This is a genomic window from Granulosicoccus sp. 3-233, from assembly GCF_052681095.1.
Window position 1 is genome coordinate 172,030 of record NZ_JBQYLE010000003.1, and the last position, 25,432, is coordinate 197,461.

General features: G+C 59.6%; 21 protein-coding genes. 4 read left to right on the forward strand and 17 right to left on the reverse strand.

What is annotated here, in order from left to right:
- Positions 1-44 precede the first annotated feature (44 nt).
- The 5 genes from fabD to smc form a co-directional block, all read right to left on the reverse strand.
- Entirely contained in the window at positions 45-992 is a 948-nt protein-coding gene (fabD, locus tag ACUNV4_RS10180; RefSeq protein ID WP_430878432.1) for an ACP S-malonyltransferase, read from the reverse strand.
- Positions 993-1,156: 164 nt separating this feature from the next.
- The gene (gene dapB / locus ACUNV4_RS10185) at positions 1,157-1,972 is read right to left on the reverse strand and encodes a 4-hydroxy-tetrahydrodipicolinate reductase (protein ID WP_430878433.1); all 816 of its coding nucleotides are present in this window, start codon (positions 1,970-1,972) and stop codon (positions 1,157-1,159) included.
- Positions 1,969-3,996, reverse strand: a complete 2,028-nt coding sequence (gene ligA, locus ACUNV4_RS10190) for an NAD-dependent DNA ligase LigA (RefSeq protein WP_430878434.1) — start codon at positions 3,994-3,996, stop codon at positions 1,969-1,971. Before ligA ends, dapB begins: the two co-directional genes overlap by 4 nt.
- A gap of 1 nt (position 3,997) precedes the next feature.
- Positions 3,998-4,909, reverse strand: coding sequence for a cell division protein ZipA (gene zipA, locus ACUNV4_RS10195; RefSeq protein ID WP_430878435.1), 912 nt, complete (start codon positions 4,907-4,909; stop codon positions 3,998-4,000).
- 75 nt (positions 4,910-4,984) lie between these two features.
- The gene (smc, locus tag ACUNV4_RS10200; RefSeq protein WP_430878436.1) at positions 4,985-8,488 is read right to left on the reverse strand and encodes a chromosome segregation protein SMC; all 3,504 of its coding nucleotides are present in this window, start codon (positions 8,486-8,488) and stop codon (positions 4,985-4,987) included.
- A gap of 136 nt (positions 8,489-8,624) precedes the next feature.
- Here smc and cysZ point away from each other — a divergent pair, with 136 nt between their 5' ends.
- Together cysZ and ACUNV4_RS10210 are read left to right on the forward strand one after the other, a co-directional pair.
- Positions 8,625-9,434 carry a sulfate transporter CysZ gene (cysZ, locus tag ACUNV4_RS10205; RefSeq protein ID WP_430878437.1) on the forward strand — a complete coding sequence of 270 codons (810 nt, stop codon included), beginning with the start codon at positions 8,625-8,627 and terminating at the stop codon, positions 9,432-9,434.
- Positions 9,427-10,317, forward strand: coding sequence for a peptidoglycan DD-metalloendopeptidase family protein (locus tag ACUNV4_RS10210; RefSeq protein WP_430878438.1), 891 nt, complete (start codon positions 9,427-9,429; stop codon positions 10,315-10,317). Before cysZ ends, ACUNV4_RS10210 begins: the two co-directional genes overlap by 8 nt.
- 30 nt (positions 10,318-10,347) lie before the next feature.
- On the opposite strand, the gene der is transcribed toward ACUNV4_RS10210, so the two are convergent.
- The 9 genes from der to nrdR form a co-directional block, all read right to left on the reverse strand.
- A complete protein-coding gene (gene der / locus ACUNV4_RS10215; protein ID WP_430878439.1) occupies positions 10,348-11,964 on the reverse strand; it encodes a ribosome biogenesis GTPase Der in 1,617 nt (538 codons plus the stop codon).
- A gap of 7 nt (positions 11,965-11,971) precedes the next feature.
- Positions 11,972-13,123 (reverse strand): outer membrane protein assembly factor BamB, encoded by a 1,152-nt coding sequence (gene bamB / locus ACUNV4_RS10220; protein ID WP_430878440.1) that lies wholly within the window; start codon positions 13,121-13,123, stop codon positions 11,972-11,974.
- A complete protein-coding gene (locus ACUNV4_RS10225; RefSeq protein ID WP_430878441.1) occupies positions 13,123-13,779 on the reverse strand; it encodes a YfgM family protein in 657 nt (218 codons plus the stop codon). Before ACUNV4_RS10225 ends, bamB begins: the two co-directional genes overlap by 1 nt.
- Positions 13,780-13,897: 118 nt before the next feature.
- Positions 13,898-15,184 carry a histidine--tRNA ligase gene (gene hisS, locus ACUNV4_RS10230; RefSeq protein ID WP_430878442.1) on the reverse strand — a complete coding sequence of 429 codons (1,287 nt, stop codon included), beginning with the start codon at positions 15,182-15,184 and terminating at the stop codon, positions 13,898-13,900.
- A gap of 28 nt (positions 15,185-15,212) precedes the next feature.
- The gene (gene pilW, locus ACUNV4_RS10235) at positions 15,213-15,971 is read right to left on the reverse strand and encodes a type IV pilus biogenesis/stability protein PilW (RefSeq protein ID WP_430878443.1); all 759 of its coding nucleotides are present in this window, start codon (positions 15,969-15,971) and stop codon (positions 15,213-15,215) included.
- The gene (rlmN, locus tag ACUNV4_RS10240; protein WP_430878444.1) at positions 15,968-17,095 is read right to left on the reverse strand and encodes a 23S rRNA (adenine(2503)-C(2))-methyltransferase RlmN; all 1,128 of its coding nucleotides are present in this window, start codon (positions 17,093-17,095) and stop codon (positions 15,968-15,970) included. Before rlmN ends, pilW begins: the two co-directional genes overlap by 4 nt.
- Before the next feature lie 64 nt (positions 17,096-17,159).
- Positions 17,160-17,591, reverse strand: coding sequence for a nucleoside-diphosphate kinase (gene ndk / locus ACUNV4_RS10245; RefSeq protein ID WP_430878445.1), 432 nt, complete (start codon positions 17,589-17,591; stop codon positions 17,160-17,162).
- A gap of 64 nt (positions 17,592-17,655) precedes the next feature.
- Positions 17,656-18,240, reverse strand: a complete 585-nt coding sequence (locus tag ACUNV4_RS10250) for a hypothetical protein (RefSeq protein ID WP_430878446.1) — start codon at positions 18,238-18,240, stop codon at positions 17,656-17,658.
- 107 nt (positions 18,241-18,347) lie between these two features.
- Complete coding sequence (nrdR, locus tag ACUNV4_RS10255; protein WP_430878447.1) at positions 18,348-18,866, reverse strand: transcriptional regulator NrdR; 519 nt, start codon at positions 18,864-18,866, stop codon at positions 18,348-18,350.
- A 241-nt stretch (positions 18,867-19,107) separates the two neighbouring features.
- On the opposite strand from nrdR, the gene ACUNV4_RS10260 reads away from it, so the two are divergent.
- A complete protein-coding gene (locus ACUNV4_RS10260) occupies positions 19,108-20,091 on the forward strand; it encodes a malate dehydrogenase (protein ID WP_430878448.1) in 984 nt (327 codons plus the stop codon).
- A gap of 60 nt (positions 20,092-20,151) precedes the next feature.
- On the opposite strand, the gene ACUNV4_RS10265 is transcribed toward ACUNV4_RS10260, so the two are convergent.
- Complete coding sequence (locus ACUNV4_RS10265; protein ID WP_430878449.1) at positions 20,152-20,775, reverse strand: protein-methionine-sulfoxide reductase heme-binding subunit MsrQ; 624 nt, start codon at positions 20,773-20,775, stop codon at positions 20,152-20,154.
- A 55-nt stretch (positions 20,776-20,830) separates the two neighbouring features.
- The gene (msrP, locus tag ACUNV4_RS10270) at positions 20,831-21,796 is read right to left on the reverse strand and encodes a protein-methionine-sulfoxide reductase catalytic subunit MsrP (RefSeq protein ID WP_430878450.1); all 966 of its coding nucleotides are present in this window, start codon (positions 21,794-21,796) and stop codon (positions 20,831-20,833) included.
- A 282-nt stretch (positions 21,797-22,078) separates the two neighbouring features.
- Here msrP and ACUNV4_RS10275 point away from each other — a divergent pair, with 282 nt between their 5' ends.
- Positions 22,079-24,148 carry a DUF4011 domain-containing protein gene (locus ACUNV4_RS10275; RefSeq protein WP_430878451.1) on the forward strand — a complete coding sequence of 690 codons (2,070 nt, stop codon included), beginning with the start codon at positions 22,079-22,081 and terminating at the stop codon, positions 24,146-24,148.
- A 67-nt stretch (positions 24,149-24,215) separates the two neighbouring features.
- Here the strand turns inward: ACUNV4_RS10275 and ACUNV4_RS10280 are convergent, their stop codons facing one another.
- On the reverse strand, positions 24,216-25,139 hold the full coding sequence (locus ACUNV4_RS10280) for an HAD-IIA family hydrolase (protein WP_430878452.1): 924 nt from the start codon (positions 25,137-25,139) through the stop codon (positions 24,216-24,218).
- Positions 25,140-25,432: the final 293 nt, after the last annotated feature.

Sequence of the window (25,432 nt, forward strand, 5' to 3'; positions counted from 1 at the left end):
GGTCTGCTCTCTGTATCGATTTCACGGTTCGTTGAGTGGCGACCTCAGGCCGCAGTCACGCCAACGGCTTCCAGTGCGGCTGCCAGCGTTGCCGGTGAATCCACCGGCAGGGTCGGCAGTGAGCGGTCGATGCGTTTGCCCAGGCCAGTCAACACCTTGCCCGGACCCGCCTCGATGATGGTACTCACGCCATGGACATCGCGCAGTGTCTCCACCGTGCGGGTCCAGTAGACCGGATTGTAGACATGCGCTTTCAGATGCCCCAGCAGGGTCTGCAGATCGGACGCCGCGGCGGCAGTTGCGTTCTGTACCAGTGGTGCCGACGGTTCGGAGAAGGTCAGGGAATCGATGGTCTCGGCCAGCTCCAGACCCGCCGGTTTCATCAGCGATGAATGGTTGGGAACACTCACCGCCAGCATCAATGCCTTGCGGCAGCCCTGATCCTTGGCGGCATCAACGGTCTTTTGCAGTGCGTCAAGATGTCCGGAGATAGCCACCTGCCCCGGTGCATTGAAATTCACGGCTTCGCTGATGCGATCACCACTGATGGACGCGCACAGATCGACCACAGCCTCGTCGCTCATTCCGATCAGCGCAGCCATGCCGCCCTCACCGTCCGGCACGGCGGCGGCCATCAGCTCCGCACGACGTTGAACCAGTGTCAGGCCGTCGGTGAACGATAACGCACCGGAGGCCACCAAGGCAGCAAATTCACCCAGACTGTGGCCGGCAAAGGCACCCGCTGCAGGCAGGCCGGCTTCGCTCAGTAACCGCCAGACCGCCACGCCCGAGGTGAACATCAGAGGCTGGGTAATACGGGTATCACTCAGTGCTTCCGCCGGTCCTGACTGCGCCATTTCCCACAGATCCCTGCCCAGAGTCTCGGAAGCCTCGGCGAAAGTCTGCTGCACGATGGTATGCTCTGCGGCGAGCTCTGCCAGCATGCCGACACTCTGCGCACCCTGTCCGGGAAATACCACTGCAAACGTCACGATACTCTCCTTGAATTGATGGTCAACGCAGACCCTGTTGGGCCCCGATCACACGGCTCACGCCTCCACAGGGCCTGATTCGTCACAATTGTAGAGGATTGCGAGCCCTTGCGGCCCACAAAATGCCCAAACGACGCCAGACCGGGTTGGCGAACGCCCATTGCCTACCCTCGCTGGCTGTCCAGACCAAGCACGTGAGTCATGTCGTACAGCCCCGAGGGCTGCGAGGCAAGCCAGACGGCACCACGTACCGCACCGCGGGCGAAGGTCATCCGGTCTGTGGCCTTGTGGGTAATCTCGATACGCTCCCCGGCACCGGCAAACAGCACCGTGTGCTCGCCGATGATGTCCCCCGCGCGGATGGTTTCAAAGCCGATGGTGCGGCTGTCACGAGCCCCGGTGATTCCTTCGCGACCATAGACGGCGCAACTGGCCAGATCACGCTCCAGCGCATCCGCAACCACTTCGCCCATCTTCAACGCGGTACCCGATGGCGCATCCACCTTGTGTCGGTGATGAGCCTCGATGATCTCGACATCGTAGTCATCCCCGAAGGCACGTGCCGCCTGCTGCAGCAGGGACAAGGTCACGGTGACCCCGACACTGTAGTTGGGCGCAAACAGAATGGGACGGTGCACCGCATGTTCATGCAGGCGTGTCAGCTGTTCACCGGAGAATCCGGTGGTGCCGATGACGACACGAGTATCCAGACCCTGCAGCGCATCGAGCAACGCCAGCGACACCGAAGGCGCCGTGAAATCGATGATGACATCACTGCCACTTGCCAGAGCTGCCACATTGTCCGCGACCTGAACACCGCTGGGTGATCCGCCGGCGAGCACACTGGTATCCACGCCAATGCAAGCCTGCCCCGGCGCATCGGCCGCAGCACCGATTCGGGCATCGTCACGCTCATCGATAGCGGCAAGCAACTGTCGGCCCATGCGACCGGCAGCGCCGTTGACGGATAAGGAAATCATGTTGGATCTGCTTCCGGTGAGTCAAGTAAGGCCTGCAGGGCGTTTTCGTCCAGTACAGGCACGTTCAGGGATTCGGCTTTGCTGACTTTCGAACCGGGGGATTCTCCGGCAAAGACGGCGGTTGTCTTGCTCGACACGCTACCACTGACCTTGGCACCCAGCTGCTGCAGGCGCTTCTTCGCCTCATCCCGGCTGAATCGACTCATCGTCCCTGTCAGCACATAGGTCTTGCCGCTCAGCACCGTATCAACCTCAGCCGAGGCGGTGGCGGGCAACTCGATACCGGCAGCAAGCAGGGCATCCACCACCGCTCGATTATCGGGGTTGGCAAAGAAACTCAGAATGCTGTTGGCCGCAATCGGGCCGATATCATCGATACGTGTCAGTTCTTCCTCGCTGGCCTGCATCAGTGCATCCAGCGATCCGAACTGCTTTGCCAGCAAGGCAGCGCCGGTCTCTCCGATGTCCCGAATGCCCAGTGCAAAGAGAAAACGCGCCAGGGTGGCATGACGTGACTTGTCTATTGCCTTGATCAGATTGCCGACCGACTTCTCACCCATGCGCGGCAGGCTCTGTAGCTGCTCGGCGTTCAGGGTGTAGAGATCTGCCACGGTTTCGATCAGATCGGCATCGGCCAGTTGTTCTACAAGCTTGTCCCCCAGGCCGTCGATATCCATGGCACGTCGCGAGGCAAAATGCTTGATCGCTTCGCGGCGCTGAGCAGCGCATTGCAACCCACCGGTACAGCGCGCCTTCACCTCGGTACCCAGATTGACGACCGGCGAACCGCACACTGGACACTGTGAGGGCAATTCGATGGCTCTGGAGTTCGGCCCACGTTTCTCCAGTACCACTCTGGCCACTTCGGGAATGACATCACCGGCGCGGCGCACGATGACGGTATCGCCGATCATGATGTCCTTGCGAGCAATCTCATCCATGTTGTGCAAGGTGGCGTTGCTGACCGTCACTCCACCGACAAATACCGGCACCAGTCTGGCCACCGGCGTCAGGGCACCGGTTCGCCCTACCTGGAATTCGACACTGTCAATGACGGTCTGCGCTTCTTCAGCAGGAAATTTCTGGGCTATGGCCCAGCGTGGTGCGCGTGACACGAATCCCAGTTCGCGCTGTTCGGCCAGACTGTCGACCTTGAACACGACCCCATCAATGTCGTAACCCAGCTCGGCACGCTTCAGCTGAATGGATTCGTGGAATTCGTAACAGGCCTCGATGCCGTCACACAGACGGATTTCCGGATTGACCGGAAAACCCAGCTCTGCCAGCAAATCCAGCGCCGCCATCTGTGTCGGCGGGGTATCGATTCCCTGCAGTTCCCCCAGACCATACAGATTGATCGACAGGCGTCGTTCAGCCGTCTTGCGTGAATCGAGCTGGCGCAAACTGCCTGCCGCCGCATTACGCGGGTTGACGAAGGCGGGCTTGCCGGCTTCCAGCATGGATGCATTGAGCGCTGCGAAGGCGCTGTGCGACATGAACACCTCACCTCGCGCCTCGAATACGGCCGGCGGTTGGTCGGTGCGAAGTCGCAGCGGAATCATCTCGATGGTGCGCAGGTTTTCGGTGACGTTTTCCCCGCTGCGGCCATCACCGCGGGTCGCCCCCTGCACGAAAATACCATCCTCGTAACGCAGGCTGATGGCCAGGCCATCGAGTTTCGGTTCGGCCACGTACTGCACGGTACCCTCATCACGCTCCAGTCGCTCGCGCACCCGACGATCGAACTCGATGAGCTCCTCACGATTGAAGGCATTGCCCAGGGACAGCATCGGCACAGCATGTTCGACGGAGTCGAAACCCGCCAGTGGCGGCGCTCCAACCCGCTGAGTCGGTGAATCAGGCGTCTGCAGCTCCGGGTGCGCATCTTCCAGGTCCTGCAGTTCCCGGAAGAGTGCATCGTACTCGGCATCGCTGACGCTCGGGTCGTCGAGAACGTAATAGCGATGCGAATGATCGTGCAATAGCGTGTGCAGCTGCGCTGCACGTCTGGCCGGACTGCTCACATCAGGAGGACACGGTACCGAAGTACTTCTGACGATGCATGTACTCGTAAATGCCTTCCTTCAGATGCTGGACCGTCTGTTTGGTCAGCGTGCTGTGCTGCTCGTCGAGCACCGTGGCGTTGAGCTCTTCGGCAATTTCATAGGCTTCGCTGACCAGCACGGCGAAGGCCACATCTGCCGGCACCGGTCCGGGCAATTGCAGAATCAGCGTGATACCCGGTGTCTGGAAACTCTCCAGATCGTTGATATCGAAGTAGCCGGGTTCGATCATCTTGGCCACCGAGAACACGGTTGAGCCTTCATGCATCGAATGAAAGATGTTCATGTCGCCAAAATGGTAACCGCGACGCTCGAACACACTCAGCAGATCCTCACCGGAGAGCACGGTATCGGGCGCGGCAACCACATGCAGGGTGACGATCTTCTGCGCATACTTGGGATCATCGGCAGTCTGTTCGTCCAGATCGGCGGGTTCCGACTGAGCCACCATCTTGCGTCTCTTGGGGGAAAGCATCTCGCTGAACGCCTCGAGCTTCTGCGAGAAACTGCTGAACCCTGCCCCGGGGCCATTGCCCCCCATGCCATCCAGATCGTCGAATTCATAGTCCGGGGCAGGACCACGACCGAGGTCACCGGAAGGCTGATGCGCCGCCGGACGAGCGAAGTCATCGTCACCGGTGTCGTTGAAAACCTGATAGGGATCGTCCAGTCCGGCCTCGCCGAGCAGCGGATCGTGATCGGCAACGCCACGTCCACCCAGACCGCCATGAGCTCCCATGTCCATTTCGCTATCTGCGTCATGGCGCGAGCGACGCCCTGCATCATCCGAACCACGGCGTGGTTTTCCGGAGAAATACAGCAGCACCAGAATGGCGACGCCAGCAGCTATCAGGATCCAGCGTAGATTTTCCACAGGGCGTTACCTCGTTCGGAACAGATGTGACTTGTCGGAGAGTCTGATTGTCGGGTCATCGAACGGCGAATGTCATCAGACACCAGCCAGCTCGACAGCCTCGTTTACGTCCACAGCTACCAGGCGGGATACACCCGGTTCGTTCATCGTGACGCCCATCAGTTGCTGCGCCATCTCCATGGTCACTTTGTTATGAGTGATGAAGATAAATTGTACACGCTCTGACATTTCTTTGACCAGTTCGCAAAAGCGACCAACATTGGCGTCATCCAGTGGCGCATCCACTTCGTCAAGCATGCAGAAAGGCGATGGATTCAGCTCGAAAAACGCAAAAACCAGTGCCACTGCCGTCAAGGCTTTCTCACCACCGGACAATAGCTGTATGTTACTCACCCGTTTGCCCGGCGGCTGTGCGTTGACACTCACTCCGGTGCTCAGCAAGTCATCCCCGGTCATCTGCAGACAGCCATGGCCGCCACCGAACAGACGTGGGAAGAATTCCTCGACCTTCGCATTGACCTTGTCGAAGGTGTCCTTGAAGCGGGAGCGGGTTTCCCTGTCGATCTTGGCAATGGCCCGCTCCAGGGTGGCCAGCGCTTCACTGACATCCAGATGTTGCTCATCCAGATATTGCTTGCGCTGGCTCTGCTCGGCCAGCTCATCGATGGCCGCCAGGTTGATCGGCCCGAGTCGCTGGATCTGTCTTTCGAGCTTTTCCAGCTCGCTGGCCCAGTCACTGACATTCGCCTCATCGCTGAGGTTCTCGAGAATCTCGGCAACCTTGTAATCGTGCTCTGCCAGTTGCTCGTCGAGAGTCTTGAGCCTGACGACCACTTCCTGCGCGGACATGATCTGGCTGTGCACTTTCTCGCGAACCGCCTGTGATCGCACATCATGACGTTGGCGCGCCTGCTCATGTTCCCGCAACCGCTGCTCGATGCCATTGAGCTGATCCCGGGCCGTGCGCAGCGCGGATTCGCTGGCGGCCTTGTCTGTCAGGTGTTGCTGCAAACCGGCTTCCAGCGCCAGCAAGGGATCCTCATCGTCCTCACTGGCCAGCATGGCATTGAGCATGGTCTGGCGTTCGGTGAGTTGTCGGATGCGCTCCTGCATGCGCGTCAGATTCTGCTCGGTCGCCTTGCGTGCACTGCGCATCGACTCCACCCGGATGGCCAGTTCCTGCCCGGCATCGCGATCTGCATCACGCTGCTCTCGCGCCTTCTGCAGATTGCTCCGCAGATTTTCATGTTCGTCACTGATGCGCGCCTTTTCCTGTTCCAGCTCGGCCAGCAACTCGACGGCTTCCAGTTTGCGCCCGGCGGCATCTTCCAGCTGCAGGGACTCCTGTTCCCGAGCCTGTTCGATTTCGGCGATTTCCTCATCCAGCGTGCGGATGCGTCGCTCACCCTGCTCCAGACGCTGCCGCTCGGCGGCAATGGTCGAGCTGATCTGCGAATGATTGCGCACGGCATCATTGAAGGCATGCAACAGCGTCTCACGGCGGGTCTCCAGCTCGTCCTGCTGCTGGCTGAGCTCATCCAGCTCTTCGCTCAACTGCGCAACCTGGGTATCGAGTTCTGCCAGCTCTGTTTTCAGCTCGGTAATTTCCGTGGCTCGCAACAGCACGCTGTCCCGCGCATCGCCACGCGCCACACGCAGCCAGGAGGATCCCATCCAGAGCCCGTCACGCGTTACCACTGACTGCCCCGCCTGCAAGCCGTCGCGGATACGCAGCGCCTCGGACAGATCGTCGGCAACCAGCACGCCGGCCAGCAGATCTGTCAGCGGCACATCGCCAGTGACCTTGTCGGCCAGCGTACCGGCGGTGGCTACCGGACCTTCACGAGACACATCGATCAGCGTCAACTGCGCCTCGGGCAACTCGTTCAGACACCGCTCGATGATGGCATTGCCGTTGACACAGACGGCCTCCAGATGCGGGCCGAGTACCAGCTCGACCGCCCGCTCCCATCCGGCATCCGCAGTGATGCCCTGCGCCAGACGCGGCAGATCGGCCAGCGCATTGGTCTGCAGCCAGCTGTCCTTGACATTGCTGTCCGGTTCCAGAGCCGCCTGCTGCAAGGCCTCGAGAGAGGCCAGTCGGCCGAGCCCGGACTGTACGCGTGAACGTGCCTGATCCAGCCGTTCGCGTCGCTGACGAATGCTCTCCTTCTGCATCTGCTGCTTTTCACTGGCCAGACTCAATGACTCCTGCAGGCGCTGCTCTTCATCAGCCGCTTCCACCTGCAGTTCGAGTGATTCCTCGATTTTCTCGTGCACGGGCGCCAGATCCAGCCCCTGACGCTCTTCCTGAAGGCGGCTCAGGCGCGTATCGGCACCGGCCAGACTGCGCTCGAACTGCTCGATTCGGGATTTCTCGATCTGCGCTGTCTGCGAGGCCTCGGCAAAGCGCCGATTGAAGGCATCATTGCGAGCCTGCCATTCCTGCAGCTCGGTCTCGGCCCGCAGCAGCAACTCGGCGGAATGCTTCTGACTGTCCTGCAACATGTCGAAGGCCGGCTGATCGTTTTCCAGTGTTTCGGCAATCTCGGCGATACGGGCTGTATCGTCGCGCAGATGCGTCAGCGACTCGGCCAGAGACTTGTCCACCTCGGCCAGTTCCTGACTTTGCTGATGACGGGTTTCCCGGGTGTGCTCGATGGTCTGCTCGATACGCGCCACCTCACCTCCGATGCGGTAGAACTCCGCCTGGACCGTCGAGAAACTCTCCGAGGCTTCGGTCTGCTGGGCACGAGCCAGTTCGATGGCACTCTCGGCGGCACGCAGTTCGGCCATGACACTTTCCAGCTCGGTCTCCAGCTCGCTGGTCTTGAGTGCCTGCTGATCGCGCGACTGCTCGAACTCGCGGCGCCGCAGCACCAGCAGTTCACCGCGCTTCTGGCGTTCTTCGGCCTTGAGACGCTGATAACGTTCGGCAGTGCTGGCCTGACGCTTCAGGTGGGCCAGCTGCTTGTCCACCTCCTCGCGCAGATCGTCGAGACGATCCAGATTGTCACGGGTATGGCGAATTCGGGTTTCGGTCTCCTTGCGCCGTTCCTTGTACTTGGAGATGCCGGCGGCCTCTTCCAGATAGACCCGCAAATCTTCGGGCTTGGCTTCGATCAGGCGCGAGATCATGCCCTGCTCGATGATCGCATAGCTGCGCGGACCCAGACCGGTTCCCAGGAAGATGTCGCGAATGTCGCGTCTCCGGCAACGCACGTTGTTCAGGGCGTACTTGGACTGGCCGTCGCGTGTGACTTCGCGCCGAATGGAAATCTCGGCATACTGCGCGTATTCGCCGCCCAGAGAGCCGTCCGCGTTGTCGAATACCAGCTCTACCGAGGCCTGCCCGACCGGCTTGCGAGAACTGGAACCGACGAAAATGACATCGTCCATGGATTCGCCGCGCAGATGCTTGGCAGAAGACTCGCCCATGACCCAGCGCACGGCATCGATGGTATTCGACTTGCCGCAGCCATTGGGCCCGACAATACCGACCAGTGGACTGCGAAGCTTGATATCGGTGGGATCGACAAAGGATTTGAATCCGGCGATCTTGATACGGCTCAGACGCATAGAATTGTGAGCGTTTCGGGCAATGGGCCGTTGAGGAGACATGCCAGGTGCCGCCTGAGCATCACCTGTCGTGGAATGGTTATTGTACTGTCTTTATGTTGCTCACAACAGTCGGCACAGCAGCTATGCTCATGTCATGAAACCCATTGGACCCACACAGGCTTTCGGCTATATCGTCACCGGATGGCGTCTGATGCGGACACCCGGCCTGCGCCGCTTTGTCTGGATGCCACTGCTGATCAATGTTCTGGTGTTCGGCGTACTTGGCTGGAGCCTGTACAGCTCGGCCAACGACTGGCTGCATTCCCGGGCATTCCTGTCGGCACTGCCCGACTGGTGGATCATCCATGCAATCGACACCCTGCTGCGCTGGATTCTCGGTCTGGTCATGTTTGTCGCCATGGCGTTCCTGTTCACACTACTGGCCAATCTGATCGGGGCGCCATTCAATGGCTTGCTGGCCGAGCGGGTGGAAGCCCACTTGACCGGTCGCAAAATCACGACCGACCCCTCCTGGCTGACAATGGCCCGCAGCGTGCCACGACTGATGGCCTCCGAACTGTCAAAGCTGCTTTATCTGCTGCTCTGTCTGCTGCCATTGCTGCTGTTGCAATTCATTCCCGTCATCAATCTGGTAGCGCCATTGCTGATGTTTCTGTTTGGCGCCTGGATGTTTGCGCTGGAATATCTGGATTATCCACTGGGCAATCATGGGGCGCTTTTTCGCGATGTGCGTGCAGTGGCAAGACAGCGTCGCCGGATGGCGCTGGGTTTCGGCTCGGCGGTCGCCCTGCTGAGCGCCGTTCCCATCGTCAATCTGTTTGTCATGCCCGCGGCTGTGGCAGGGGCAACAGCCCTGTATGTGGACCATCTGCGCTCGCTATACCCGCTCACACCTGCCGCTGGTGACCAACCCGCTACTTCCGGAAACATCACTCATGTCTGACTCATGCAAGCACCACACAGGCGCACGCGCAACTGCCATTGCCCTGCTGCTGCCGCTGTTGTTCGGTCTGGCGACCAGCGCATCACAGGCTGCCGATACCGGCTTCGTGGAATCATCCACCGTACCCGGTGGCATCGCCATCATCGATCTCGGGGAAGCCTCCCGACCCTGGCCCAGTGTTCGCTGGAATGACAGACCCATTGCCCTGGTGGAGCAATCCGGTCGCCTGCAGGCGCTGGTCGGTATTCCGCTGTCAGTCAAGGCCGGTCCGCAGAGCCTGCAACTGACACATGCCGATGGCAGCGGGTCAAGCATACCCTTCGATGTCAGCCCCTTTGCCTACGAGGAACAGCGGTTGACCATCAGCAACAAGCGCAAGGTGAACCCGGCACCGATGGACATGGAACGCATCAACAGGGAGAGCGCGCGCCTCAAGGTTGTCAAGAGCTACCGCGCCGACAAGCTGCTGACCGACAATTTCGAATGGCCACTGGCAGGACCGGTGTCCAGCCCCTTTGGCCTGCGTCGCTTCTTCAACGACCAGCCAAGACGACCACATGGCGGCATCGATATCGCCGCCCCGGAAGGAACACCCATCATGGCACCCGCAGACGGCCTGGTGGTTGATACAGGCGACTATTTCTTCAACGGCAACAGCGTCTTCATCGAACATGGCCTGGGACTGCAGACCTTCTATGCCCACATGAGCCGAATCGACGTTGAGCCGGGCGAGCGTGTCAGTCAGGGGCAGATCATTGGTGCGGTTGGTCAGACGGGTCGTGTCACAGGACCACACTTGCATTGGTCAGTCGGCCTGAACGGTACCTGGGTCAACCCCCTGCTGGTTCTGGACAGCGACAGTCCTCCCCCAGCCGGCCCCTGAACAGAGCCTCGACAAGGCAGGAGTCTGGCGTCAGCCCTTGCCCTTGTCCTTTCGCAGACTGTGCTGCGAACCACGCTTGCCACTCACCTTCTTGCCGGCCGCCACCTTCTTTTTCCCGAGAGCACCGCTGCGAGCATCGGGCTCGCCACCGGCAGGACGACGCTTTTCGGAGGAACGACTCTGCCGTCCCTTGACCTCGGCCTTGTTGCGAACCGGCTTCACCCGCGCGGTTTCCTGGAAGGGATTGTCATCCTGCCGGAACTCGATGCGTAGCGGTGTACCGAACAGCTTGAGCGCCTTGGCGAAATGGTTCATCAGATAGCGTTGGTAACTCTGAGGCACTTTCAGAGCCTGTTTGCCGTGGATCACGATGATGGGGGGATTCTGACCACCCTGATGCGCATATCGCAGCTTGATGCGGCGTCCGTTGACCATCGGTGGCTGATGCTGTGTGGTCACCACTTCCAGCATGCGAGTCAGATTGGGGGTGGAGAGATCGACAAAGGCCGATGCATAGGCCTTGTTGATGGACTTGAACAGATCGCCCACGCCCGAACCTCGCAAGGCACTGATGAAATGGATACGAGTGAATTTGAGGAATTCGACTCGCCGCTCCAGATCTTCACGATAGGCCTCACGCTGTTCAGTGGTCAGGCTGTCCCATTTGTTGACCGCCACGATCAGCGCTCGCCCCTTGTCGATCACATAGCCGAGCAGGGAAAGGTCCTGATCGGTGATGCCTTCCTCGGCATCAAGCAGCATGACACAGACATTACTCTTGTCGATGGACTGCAATGTCTTGATGATGCTGAAGATCTCGACCTTTTCACTGACCTTGCCACGACGACGAACTCCGGCGGTATCGATCAGCGTGTATTCCCTGCCCGCACGCTCGAACGGCACGGCCACGGAATCACGCGTGGTGCCTGGCTGGTCATAGGCAATGACGCGATCCTCACCCAGCAAGCGGTTGATCAGCGTTGACTTGCCCACGTTGGGGCGACCCACGAAGGTGATGCGAATATCGCTTTGCTCGACGGGCTGATAGCCCGGGCCGAAGCTCTGTTCGCCTTCAGCGGCGCCTGCCTCTTCAGCCGCAGCTCGCTTCTTGCGGGATCCGCGCTTGCGCGACGGCTCGATACGCTCTTCCTGAGGAATCCGGAAGTGATCTGCCAGCTCCTCGACCAGTTGCTGAACGCCACGATTGTGCGAGGCAGCTATGGGCACCATCGTGTCAAAACCCAGCTGGTGGAATTCCAGCTGCGCCTTGTCCTCACCGATGCCGTCGATCTTGTTGACGCACAGCACCACGTGACGCGCCTGACGCCGCAGGATGTCGGCAATCTCTTCATCGACCGACACCAGCCCGGCGCGACCGTCGACCAGAAAGACGACGAGGTCGGCCTCACGCACGGCGCTCAGAGTCTGATCGGCCATGGCTGCATCCAGGGAATCGGGTGCGCCACTCAGCCCGCCGGTGTCGACCAGAAGGTAAGGCCAGCCGCCGACCTTGCCATCGCCATACTGGCGATCGCGGGTCAGACCGGGCATATCGGCGACCAGCGCATCCTGCGTTCGGGTCAGCTTGTTGAACAGGGTGGACTTGCCTACGTTTGGCCGGCCCACCAGCGCGATGGTGGGTTTCATGATGATCTCAACGTGCGAAACGAAAGGCGGCAACCAGGCCATCGGTGGCTTGTACGATAACGGCATCGTCGGTTGCAATGGGGCGAGCCGTGATGGGCTCATCGGTCAGACGGGTGCGCCCGACCAGCGTACCGGTGTTCAGATCAAGCACATGCACATAGCCTTCGACATCACCGACGACGATATCACCGGCCGGTGTGAACGTTGGCGGACTCAGGCGCCGACCGGGCATGGTGTCATTGGACCAGAGGATCTGCCCCGACTGCTTGTCCAGACGATGCACGGTGTCCTTGTCATCGATGACGATCAGACTGTCCTCCTGCAATGCAATACCGGCTCCCGCCGACATGGGTACCGACCAGACGATCTGACCGCGACCCGGCTCGATGCGCGCCACCTTGCCCTGATAGTTCGCCAGGTAGATGCCCTCATCATCCAGTACGATATCGGCATCGATATCCACCAGCCGCTCTACTTCGGAACGTCCGGAAGGCACGCTGACAACCGTCTCCCAGATCAGTTTGCCATTGCTCATGTTCAGTGCCAGCAAGCGCCCGTCGTCCAGACCGACCAGCACGCCTCCATTGAGCAGGCGAGGTTGACTGTAGCCGTTGAGCGTCAGTGCGGGCGGTGTATTGGAGACACTCCAGCGCTCACTGCCGTCTTCCGGCTCGAGAGCCACGACCCGGCCATCGGTACTGCGCACCACAACCACACCGAAGCCAGCCGATACGGGCCGCAGAATCTCGGAGGACGCTGCCGTTTGCCACAGGGCTTCACCGGTCGCCGCATCCAGCGCATGCACGACGCCGTTGACATCATTGACATAGACGTGCTGATCATCGCCACCGACGCCGCTGTTCAGCCACGTATCGAGCTCGGCTCGCCACTGACGCATACCGCCATCACGCTTCAGGCTGGTCACCCGGCCACGTCGATTGGCCAGCACGATGTGATCTTCGGTGACCAGTGGTTCGAATCGGCCGCGACCGGCCTCACCCACCTTGGCGGACCACAGCCGCAACGGCTGGACTTCCGCGGTCGTCGCCTTGAGCTCGGCTGGCGGCACCGGAGGCGGCTCGGAGGCACAGCCGGCAACTGCCAGCATGCCTGCCAGGCAGGCCAGCAGCCGCAGCCTCTTGTTGGCCAGGACCTTCACTAGCTTGCGCTCTCGGAGCCGTCTTCGGTGCCATCGCTGACTGTCAGCTCATTCAGCTTCATGGTCAGGCCTTCACGATTGGCCACGAACTGACTGTCCTGTGCTGCCAGGTAGGCCTGGCGAGCGCCATCGGCATCACCATTGATCAGCAGCAGGTCACCGCGTGCCTCTTCCACCAGACCGGCGAAGGCCTCCGGAAAGTCGGCAGGCAGACTATCGAGCCCGGCTGCCGCATCACCATTGGCACCAAGCACCCGCGCTAATCGCACTCTGGCGATCAGACGGACATCGTCCTGAGGTGCGTTATCCGCGACCCATTCCAGACGACTGGCCGCATCGGCCAGATCACCACCTTCCACGGATGCACGGGCTGCCGCCATGTTGGCATAGGCACTGTACAGGGCGTCGGGCTGATCGTCCTTCAGTTCATCGGCCAGCGACAGGGCTGCCGCCGTATCGCTGCCATTGAGCGCTTCAATGGTGCGGCTGAAGGTATCACTGGCCACGACAGCCTGCTTTTCCTGGTGACCCTTCCAGAAGGTCCAGCCTCCGATCGCTCCAACACCCAGCACCACGCCGGCGATGACAGCCTTGCCGTTCTCCGCCCACCACTCCTTGAGTGCTTCGACCTGTTGCTCTTCTGTTTCGTATTCCACTTGTTTTCTCCACGCCGCACCAGGCGCCTGTCCTGTTCCAGTTCCGGAACTTGTCCGCCCGGATCAGTGTTCTGTTATCCGCTGCCGCGTATGGCAGCTACTACCCGATGTGTGTCGTTCAGACCTCGTTGGCCAGCATTTTCTGTAGTGCCTCGCCCAGGCCGTCAAGCGGAACACTGGTCTGCTCGCCGGCTCCGCGCAGTGGCTTGAGGGTTACCTGAGCACTGGCGAGTTCGGCTCCACCGATGATGGCGGCAACCGAGGCACCGCTCTTGTCCGCCTTGCGAAACTGGCTCTTGAGGCTGCCTGCTGCCGTATTGTGCACTACCGAACAGTCCGGTAGTTGCTGCCGGATGGTTTCCGCCAGGGCCAGGGAATCGGCCACCGTAACTTCATCGCTTCCCATGACGAAGATGTCTGCCGTCGCAGGCTCCGGAGTCTTGCCCAGTTTGTCCATCAATGCGATGACCCGCTCCATGCCGAACGCCCAGCCGACACCGGGCATGTCCTTCGCTCCCAGTTGCGCCAGCAGTCCGTCGTATCGTCCGCCGGCGCAGACCGCCGATTGCGAACCGAGCTGATCGGTGGTCCATTCGAAGACGGTGTGACTGTAGTAGTCGAGCCCCCTCACCAGTCGCGGATTGACCTGCACACCGATACCACTGGCTTCCAGCAGCTGCTGCAATTGTTCGAAGTGAGCCAGCGAGGCTTCACTGAGACTGTCGCGCAAGGCCGGTGCCGCATTGATGACGTCCTGCATGTCAGGGTTCTTGCTATCCAGAATGCGCAGCGGATTACGCTCCAGACGGCGCAGACTGTCTTCATCCAGCACACTGCGGTGCGCCTCGAAGTACGCCACCAGCGTCTCACGGTAACGCGCCCGGTCATCCGTATCGCCAAGCGTGTTGATCTCCAGCTGCAAGGCATCGATGATGCCCAGCTCACGCCACAACCGCGCACTGAGCAGAATCAGCTCGGCTTCGATGGCCGGACCTGCCAGCCCGTAAACCTCCGCCCCTGTCTGGAAGAACTGCCGTTGCCGCCCCAGCTGCGGGCGCTCGTAACGAAACATCGGGCCGGTATACCAGATGCGATTGACACTGCCGGGCTGCAGCAGACCATTCTCGATCGCGGCACGCACGCACCCGGCCGTGTTTTCCGGTCGCAATGACAGAGACTCGCCCTTGCGATCCTCGAAGGTATACATCTCCTTCTCGACGATATCCGTGGCCTCACCAATGGAGCGGCTGAACAGACTGGTACGCTCCAGCAACGGTGTGCGCAGCTCTCCGTAGCCATAGGCTCGCATTGCCTGACGCACAGCCGACTCCAGCTGATGCCAGGGGGCCACGGCCTGAGGCAGCAGATCGGGCATGCCGCGCAAACGCTTGAATTGAGTCTTCATTTTCCTGACAACGGTCGGTGGCGACGGCTTACTGAATGGGACGGGACAAGTATTCACCCGCCTGTTCGGAGGCGGGAAACTGATTGAGCAACTGACTGGCATAGGCTTCGGCACTGTCCAGATCGCCCGCATCGCGCTTGATCTGCAAGCCCAGAAACAGGCTCTCTGCCGTCGCGCTGCCATAGGCGTTGTATCGCTGGAAATACGCATCGGCAACCGTCAGTCGCTGTTTGCGGTGCATCAGATCGGCCATGTGAAGGTAGGCATTGGCAAACTGCGGATTGACACGCAACGCTTCACGCAGATAGCTCTCGGCATCGCTCAGTCGATCGGCATCGAGCATGCACAGACCGGCATTGTCCAGCGCATACTCCGGCGTACGGTAGAACGGATTGTCAGCGGCGGCTCTGAACTGCTTGCTGGCGTTGTCATACTTGCCTACCCCACACAGATAGATGCCATAACTGTTGCGGTACTCGGCCTCCTCCGGCTCGAGCCGCAACGCTCGCTTGAAGTGCATATCGGCACTGTCGGGGTCGCCGATGCGGAACTGCAGATTGGCATAGGTGGCATGCGCCAGGGCGTTGCTCTCATCCTGATCAAGGGCCTTCAACAGCTTCTCGCGCGCCTGATCCAGCTCCCCTCGCTGCAGATACTGCGCACCCAGCTGGGCGTTGTACTGGGCAGCGTCCTGTCGCTTTTCGGGACTGATCTCACCACTGCCTGCACATGCCTGCAGCAGGAACAACACACCCAGCAGCAGTGCCTTGTTGCCTGTCACTGTCATCGACCCTGTTCTCCAAATCGTGGCTCCATGAATTTCACGTGCCGTTTGCTACGATCGTCAATGTCCCCCGCCAACTGGCCGCAGGCAGCGTCGATATCGTCGCCGCGCGTGGTGCGCTTGAAGGTGAGAATGCCGGCATCATTCAGGATCCGCGCAAAACGCTCGACCGCATTGCGTGAGGATCGCTTGTAACCGGACAGCTCGAACGGATTGAACGGGATGAGATTGACCTTTGCCGGGAATCCACGCAACAGTTCGGCCAACTCATGGGCCTGCTCGGGCTGATCGTTGACACCGGACAACATGACGTATTCGAACAGTACATGTTTCTTGCGCTGAGACGCAGCGTCTTCGCCTTCCACGTAACGCCAGCAGGCATCCATCAGCTCCTTGATGGGGTACTTCCTGTTGATCGGCACCAGCTCGTCGCGCAAGGCGTCATTGGGCGCGTGCAGGGAGACAGCCAGGGAGATGTCGACATCGGCCGTGAGCTTGTCCATGGCCGGAATGACTCCCGAGGTACTGACGGTGACACGACGCTTGCTCAAGCCATAGGCCAGATCGTCCATCATCAGGTCCAGTGCCGGCACCAGCTGCCTGTAATTGAGCAAGGGCTCGCCCATGCCCATCATGACGATATTGGTGATGCGCTGATCGCGGGTAGCGGGCTCCAGTGCCAGCAGATTGGTGGCCAGCCACACCTGACCGATGATTTCGGACGCGGACAGATTGCGGTTGAATCCCTGCCGCCCTGTCGAGCAGAAGGAGCAATCCAGCGCGCAGCCCACCTGGGAAGACACACACAGCGTGCCGCGATCGGCTTCGGGAATATAGACAGTCTCGATGCAATTGCCGTCATGCAACTCGAACAACCACTTGGCGGTGCCGTCCTTGCTCAGCTGAGCCTCCTGCACGCCTGGCAGCACCGTTGTGGTGCGCTCCAGCAGCAGGGACCGAGTGGCCTTGGACACGTCCGTCATGGCATTGATATCGCGCACATTGTGCTGATACAGCCATTTGAGAATCTGTTTGGCACGAAACGGCTTCTCGCCCTGACTCACCAGAAAATCGGCGAGCCCCTGGCGATCCATATCGAACAGATTGACAAGTGCTGTATCGCTCATGAGGCGACCGTGCTGTTGCTATTCAAGACTGTAGGCCACTCGGCAGTACGAACTCGCCGGAAATCTAGCGAGTACGTGGGCAAACACCGTCGTCGCCGAAGAAGAAGGCGATTTCGACAGCAGCAGTTTCAGTGGCATCGGAACCGTGGCAGGCGTTTTCGTCGATGGACGAAGCGAAACGCTTGCGGATCGTGCCTTCGGCGGCTTCTGCAGGGTTGGTGGCACCCATGACTTCACGGTGAGCCAGTACCGCGTTTTCACCTTCCAGCACCTGAACCATGACAGGACCGGAAGTCATGAAGCTGACCAGATCGTTGTAGAAAGGACGCTCCTTGTGTACTGCGTAGAACTCGCCTGCCTGTTCCTTGGTGAGGTGCATCATGCGCGCAGCCACGATCTGCAGACCAGCCGATTCGAAAGCGGTATAGATTTCACCGATGACGTTCTTGGCAACGGCATCGGGCTTGATGATGGAAAGTGTACGTTCGACGGCCATGCGGCACTCCTGAAGGATTGAAATGGAATTGGGTCAACCCACCATTCTAACGTATTTCGCAAGTCTACAGTTTTCCTGATTCGCGCAATCTGACCGTCTTGAAGGTCAACGGCAGTTGTGACGACGTATCAAAGGTCGCCCCCGCCTCCGCCCCTGCCCGGGCGATATCGCGTGCACTCTTGTAGCGATCATAGACCGCATGCATTGCCCCCAGAGCATAGCTGGCACCGGAGCCGACTGCCCAGTAACGTGTGTACTCATACACCTCACGCAATGAGAACAGCCCGAAAATGCCATTGGAGTTGATGAAGACCGAATCGATCTGACTGGTCTCGTAGGGATCTTCCTCGGAATCCTTGGCATTGAGGAAGTAATTTTCCTTCAATACGGGATGAAGACGGATCAGGGTATCGAAAGCCGCCTCACGCGAGGAAAAATCGGCAGCCAGCTCCTTGTCGTTCAATGCGCGTTCGGTCACCAGGGCATGCGCCGCGCTGCCGACGATTCCCATGTGCGTCTTGCCGAAGGTCTGAATCTTGGAATGGTTGCGATCCAGCGTATTGTCCAGACGGGTATCGCCAAACGTGGTCAGTGTATCAGCAGCAATGCAGGCGGTCTGGCCCTTGCGGACGACAACAATCGTTGACACGGTAATTTTTCTCTCGTTGATTCATGAAGGACAGCAACTGCCGGGCAACGGCTTCAACCGGTGCTCGACAGCGTGCAGGTCGTCGGGGGTATCGTGGACGACGGGTCTCAGGCATCCCCGTCAGGTTCTGTGTCGTCGAGCAGCGACAGCTGGTTGCTGACCTCCTCGGCGGCGGACGTGCTTTCCAGTCTGTCCAGTGCCTCACGAAAAGCGGCAGCATCGGCAAACTGGCGATAGACCGAGGCAAAGCGGATATAGGCCACCTGATCGAGCTGCTTGAGCTCTTCCATGACCCATTCACCGACGCGGCGAGCGTCGATTTCCCGCTCGCCTGCCACCAGACAGCGGTGCTTCACCCGGGCAACGGCTTCATCGATGGCCTCGACACTGACCGGGCGCTTTTCAAGAGACTTCTGGAATCCCGCCTGCAGCTTGTGATCCGAGAACGGCTCACGGTTGCCACGACTCTTGATGATTCGGGGCAGGTTCAGTTCCGCAGTTTCATAAGTGGTGAATCGTTCCTCGCATTCCGTGCATTCACGGCGGCGTCGTACCTGATCGCTATCCCCGACCAGCCTTGAGTCCACAACACGAGTATCGATAGCACCACAGAACGGGCACCGCATCAGTGCAATCCTCCCGTCTAACGGGCCACGAAACGTTGGCGCAGGGTACCACAAGCGCCTGTGTTAACATGCGGCCGGCCTCAAGCTGATGGCTGCGACACAGTTTCGGGAAAATTGTCTGGAATCAGACTCCCCCAAGCCGCCAACAGCTGGCGCCGGAAACAAGACCGGCTGACCCACGGACACCTGTTCGCGCACCCCCAGCCAACCCCATTGCGAATCTATAAAGGATGCATTGACTATGAGCCAGCCGAAACGCGTCGCCATTACCGGCGCTGCCGGACAGATCTGCTACTCCATGTTGTTCCGTATTGCCGCCGGCGATATCTACGGACCTGATCAACCCGTCAGCCTGCACCTTCTGGAAATCACGCCTGCCCTGGGCATGCTGGAAGCCGTCAAGATGGAACTGGACGATTGCGCCTTTCCTCTTCTGAACGACGTCATCGTCACCGATGATCCCAAGGTTGCCCTCAACAACGTCGATGCTGCCCTGTTCGTCGGCGCCAAGCCGCGCGGCCCCGGCATGGAACGCAGCGACCTGATCACCGACAACGGCAAGATCTTCAGCGCGCTGGGCGCAGTGCTGAACGAAGTCGGATCACCGGATTGCAAGGTCGTCGTGGTCGGCAACCCTGCCAATACCAACGCCTACATCCTCAAGGCCAATGCGCCAAAGATCAATCCGCGCAACATCACCGCCCTGACTCGTCTGGACCACAACCGCGCCTTGTCGCAGCTGGCCAGCAAGACCGGTTCACGCGTATCGGACATCAACCGCATGGTCATCTGGGGCAATCACTCCACCACTCAGGTACCTGATATCTCTTATGCCTCCATCGATGGCAAGGCAGCCAGCGACATGGTTGACAGCGCCTGGTCCCGGGATGAATTCATTCCAACGGTTGCCAAGCGTGGTGCGGCAGTCATCAACGCACGTGGCAGCTCCAGTGCGGCCTCTGCCGCCAATGGCGTCATCGATCACATGGCCAGCTGGATCCAGGGAACACCGCCTGGAGACTGGGTCAGCATGGCAGTGCCCAGTGATGGCAGTTACGGCATCGATGAAGGTCTGATCTACTCATTCCCTGTCGAATGCAAGGATGGCGATTACACCATCGTCAGCGATCTGGATGTCAGCGACTTCATCCGCGAAAAGATGCTGGCCAGTCAGACCGAATTGCGTGAAGAGCGCGATACGGTAGCGGATCTGCTGCCAGGCTGAACAGGCGCAAACCTCCTGTCGAAGCTGCCACCGACGTCAGTCGGTGGCAGATTTCAGCCATCAACGCAGCATGCGAACGAAACGGTAGGCCAGCAGCAGCAACAGCAGGGCAAGATAGACAAAGGGCTCGATGAGATCGCCCTTGGCCAGCCAGACGTAGTGCACCACGACAGCGGCTCCCGCGATATAGACGCCTCGGTGCAAGGCAGCCCAGCGACGCCCCAGACGCCGCACCATGCCTTTCGTGGAGGTCAAGGCCAGTGGTATCAGAATCAGAAATGCCACCGTGCCCGCCATGATGTAGGGGCGCTCTGCCAGATCCTCCCAGATGGCACCAAGATCCAGCTGCTGGTCGAGAAACAGATAGATGCTGACGTGCAGAAACGCGTAGAAGAACGCAAACAGGCCCAGCATGCGACGCAGTTTCAGCGGCCATGTTCTCTTCAGCAGCCAGCGTAACGGTGTCAGCGACAGGCTGATCATCAGCATGCGTATGGCCAGTGTACCTGTCTGATCAGTCAGCGCATCAATCGGGTTCGGCCCCAGTGCGCCACTGAACAGCGCCTGCAGCAGATACAGAAACGGCGCCAGAGCTGCCAGGAACACCACGGGTTTGAGCAGAACCTGCCAGCGAAGCGCGGGCAGCCTGCCTGCAGCCGCCGATGCCGGCACAGCGCTACTCATGATGCGCGCTCAGTTGCGCTGTCTTGCTGGCCGTGCGGCCCCATATCAGCATCGCTCAATGAAACTTCTGCAGGTCCATCCCCGCGTACAGATCCGCCACCTGCTCGGCATAACCATTCATGTACAGGGTATCGGTCTTGGACGCGAACAGTGCTGACAGCCCGCCCGTGTCGCCCGACAATCTGCGTTCTCTGGCCTGACTCCAGCGTGGATGGCTACGCTTGGGGTTCACGTTGCTGTAGAAACCGTATTCCTGCGGCGCTGACATGTTCCAGCTGGTCGGCGGCTGGTTTTCCACGAAACTGATACGGACGATCGACTTGATGCTCTTGTACCCGTACTTCCAGGGCACGACCAGTCGTAGCGGTGCACCGTTCTGATTGGGCATTTCCTCGCCATAGATTCCCATGGCCAGCAGGGTCAGCGGATGCATGGCTTCATCCATGCGCAGACCTTCACGGTAGGGCCATTCCAGTACACGTCGCTTGACACCCGGCAGGTCGTCCTGCACCACGGTTTCGAATGCCACATACTTCGCCTTTGACGTCGGCTCGACCCGCTTGATCAGATCGGCCAGGGAAAAGCCGTTCCAGGGAATGACCATGGACCACGCTTCAACGCAACGCATGCGATAGATGCGCTCCTCGATGGCATGCGGCTTGAGAACGTCTTCAAGGGTATACACACCTGGTTTGGCGCACTCTCCATCGATGGTCACGCTCCATGGCTCGGTTCTCAGACGGTCGGCATAGCGCACCGGATCCCCCTTGTCAGTGCCCAGTTCGTAGAAATTGTTGTAGGTCGTGACGGTCTCCTTCGAGGTCAGCTCTTCCTCGGTACTGAACTTGCTTTTCACAACCGGCTGCTCCAGAGCCTTGCCATTGGCCATGGACGGCAGTGCGATCAAGCCGGTCATGCCCGCTGCCGCTGACGCCTGCAACAACTGTCGCCGTTGCCTGAACAGTTTCTGATCAGTGATTTCACTGCTGCGTATTCCTGCCAGTTTCATCCAGTCGCGCATGCCGCCCTCTTCAAGCTATTGAAAAAACAAGGTAAATTTCCTGCCCACACCGTGTACCAGGATCGAATCTCATGACACTAGGACAGTACCGGGTGGGCATGATTCCCCACAAGAACCAGTAACACTTCATAATTTCATGTTACCTGTCCATACTTTTATTACTTGATCAACTAGATAGATGCAGTACATTGAAAAAGATGCCAAGTTGCTTTGGCCCGATTCCTGAATTGGACACCCTGTTTCACCAGGTCAAGTACAGGCCTGTCCTATTCAACAGCCCAGGTGGATCGTTATACCGTGGAAGTCTTGCAAGGTAATCAATCCGGCTCCAGACACTCCAGGCGCCGACATGACAGGATTTCGCTGGGAGAAAACCGTGCTCTGGATTGGGGCCAGCAGGAATCGGACATCGATCTGCTTCCGCAATCTCCTCTGGCGCTGGTGGATGTGCTGTCGCTGGAAGGGGGCTTTCTCGACTTGCTGCCCGAAGCCTCGGACACCGACTCGGACTCGACAGAATCGCGCCCCGCTCTGCCCGAGCGATCGCGCAAGGACCGCTGCAATCTGCAGACCCGTCATGACGCCAGCGAGTTGTTGCGACGTTGCAAGAAGATCCTGGTCGAAAACGCGCTGATCAAGGACAAGGGAGACAGACAGCTGTATCTGGCAGCCGGATTCATCAGCTGGCCTGATGCCAAGCAGACCAACATTCGGCAACGCGCACCGATTCTGCTGTTCCCGGCACTGCTGGTACGCATCCCGGATCAGCAGCGCTACGAGATACGACTCACTGGTGATTCCGCCGAATACAATCAGGCACTGGTCATGCACGCCGAACAGCGCTTTGCCGTGCAGTTGCCGGATCATGATCCCGGCAAACCCCTGAGCGTTTTCTTCGAACAACTGGCCGAGGCCATCAAGGACATACCACCGCTTGCGCTGGAATACGAAACCGCCTTGGGCAGTGCCGCCCTCATCCATTCCTCGGGCAACAGCAGCCAGGAAATCAGACTGCCCGACATCCCGACACGCTTTGATGTGGCACTGGCCATGAGCATTACCGGCAACAAGAGCCTCGAGCAGCTCAGCGCCGTCTTGCAGTTGATACCGGATTACAATCAACCCGATGCCACCCACAACGAGGCGACAGCATCCGAGACAACCGGCACGCAGACAGCGGCGAGAATCACATTGCCGGAGACCAACGTCGCCAGCTTGCGCAAGTATGCCGCCCGACTGGCTGCCGAAGGTCTGGACCATGTCGAGTTCCGCCAGCTCACGGCGCTGCCGGATCTGATCGGCAAATGGACACGCTCGGTATCCTCGGGCCTGAACTGCAAGACGCTTCGAGAAGTGCTGCGCCTGCCCGACCTGTCGGCCCGCGAGCTGATTCGTCTGGCCGGAATCATCGAGCTGATCGACAAGGCACCTTCCTCACTGGAGCAATTCGGGCACGGTGACCTGTGCTATGCCAACAGTACCATTCAACTGAGGCGTGCCCAGCACCAGGCCAAGTTGATCGAGGACGAGCTGGCTGCCTTGCAGGAACATTTCATCCTCGACAAGGTTCCCGGCAAGTCCCAGCTATTGAGCCTGATGTCCGAGCTGGGTGAGAATCTTGAACATGATCCCGAACTGGTGGGTGCCAGTTATTTCAATGCACGACGCCAGTTCATGGAATTCAGCGTCGCCAAGCCCGCCAATCTCACCAGCGAACATCGTCGACTGCTGTCTCAACTGGCCAAGGTCATGCGATTCCGGGAGCTGTTTGTCAACAACACGGAATACCGTGCGGCATTGGGACCGGGTTACAAGGGTTTGCGTACCGACTGGGAAAAGTTGCGAATGACCGGGGAATATGCCCGTGAGCTGTCTACCGTCCTGGAATCGGAAACCATTGCCAGTCAGATCATTCGCAACTGGAAGGATTTTCGCGCCACCTACAGCGTGGAGTTGCATGTGCTGCTCGGCGCTGCCGATGCCTGCCGGCGATTGCTCGGCGTGGTTGGCACTCGCTGGCAATCACAATCCGTTACCTCTCTGCTGGTTCATGCACAGCTGATTGCCTCGCGCCTGAGTGAGTGGCGCAACAGCTATGGCCCGGTGGAGAACCACGCTGACAAGACCCCCGCCATGGTGTTGTCGAGCTTTTCCGGCCGCTCGCGCGATGACATGGTGGTCGAGAATCAGGTAGATGAAACTCGCGAGCGTATCAATCGGCAGTTGCAGGATGGCGAAATCCACCGTGAACAGATAACCGACACATTGAAGTGGCTGCTGGCCGCCAGTCAGACTGCCACGGAGCTGGACATGGATATCGATGCCATCGTCGAGCATCTGCAGATCGCCTGACTCGTCGGGTATCCGCAGATCATCTGATGGGCAGCCGGCTTTGTTGGCCGAGCTGCCGATGCAGCATTCAAGTGGTTGGAATGATGAAATCGGGCCGGATACCACTGCGCTGAATCGCCTGCTCCACATCCAGCCCCTTGAGCAAACCATGGTCTGTGACCAGCACGGTGCGCCAGCCCGCCTGTGCCCCACCGAGAATATCGGTATGCAAGGTATCCCCCACCATGGCGATGCGCTGCGGATCGATACCCTGTACGGTTTCCCTGACCACCGAAAAGGCATTGTCGAACGGCTTGCCAAAGAAAGTCGGCATGACCAACCGACTGTCCGCGATGTCGTGCGCATACAGGCCGGGTTCGCGTGAGAGTCCGCCAGCCTGTGGCGCCACCAGATCCGGATTCCCGACCAGCACCGGCCGGGGACGCGCCGCCAGCGAGACCTTGAGCAACTGCTGTCGTGCCGCCGTCCAGTTACCGGTTCCCAGCAGCACAAAGCCATCACAGCGTTCATAGTCGGCGGCGTTGTCCTGCAGCAATACAGCTTGCGGCGCCAGCCCCTGCAGCTCGGATTCCGGCAATGCGGCGAAGCCCCACACCTTGTCGGCGTGGGCTGCCATTTCCCGCGCCAATGCATCGCGACTGGAGATGACGTGCCCGGGTTCGAAATCCAGACCCCAGCGATGGTATTTCGCACGGGTGACGCTGACCGGAAAACTGGCACCGTTGGTCAAGACCCGCACCTGCATGCCTTGAGCTCTCAGCGCCAGTACCCGATCGACAGCGCCAGGCACCGTATCGGCACCGATATTCAGAACGCCGAAACCATCCAGCACGAAGCAATCAAACTCGTCGCACAAGTCTTCCAGATGTGCGCGATGAATCGACACGTCGGGAAAGCGAGCCTGTGGCAGGCGCGGCTGAATGTTCTCGTAGCGTGTCACCGCCAGGCTCGCCGAAGGTGCATCGCCGTTGATCAGGGATGAATCTGACATGTAATCGGGTAATCCGCAGGTTCTGGACAGAACGGTCGTCTGTCGAGTCGTGAAATCGTATGGCCGTATCGCCGTGTCACCGTGTCACCGTGTCGCCGTGTCGCCGTGTCGCCGTATGGCCGTATCGCCGTATGGCCGTATCGCCGTATGGCCGTATCGCCGTATCGCCGTATCGCCGTATCGCCGTATCGCCGTATGGCCGTATGGCCGTATGGCCGTATCGCCGTATCGCCGTATCGCCGTATCGCCGTATCGCCGTATCGCCGTATCGCCGTATCGCCGTATCGCCGTAT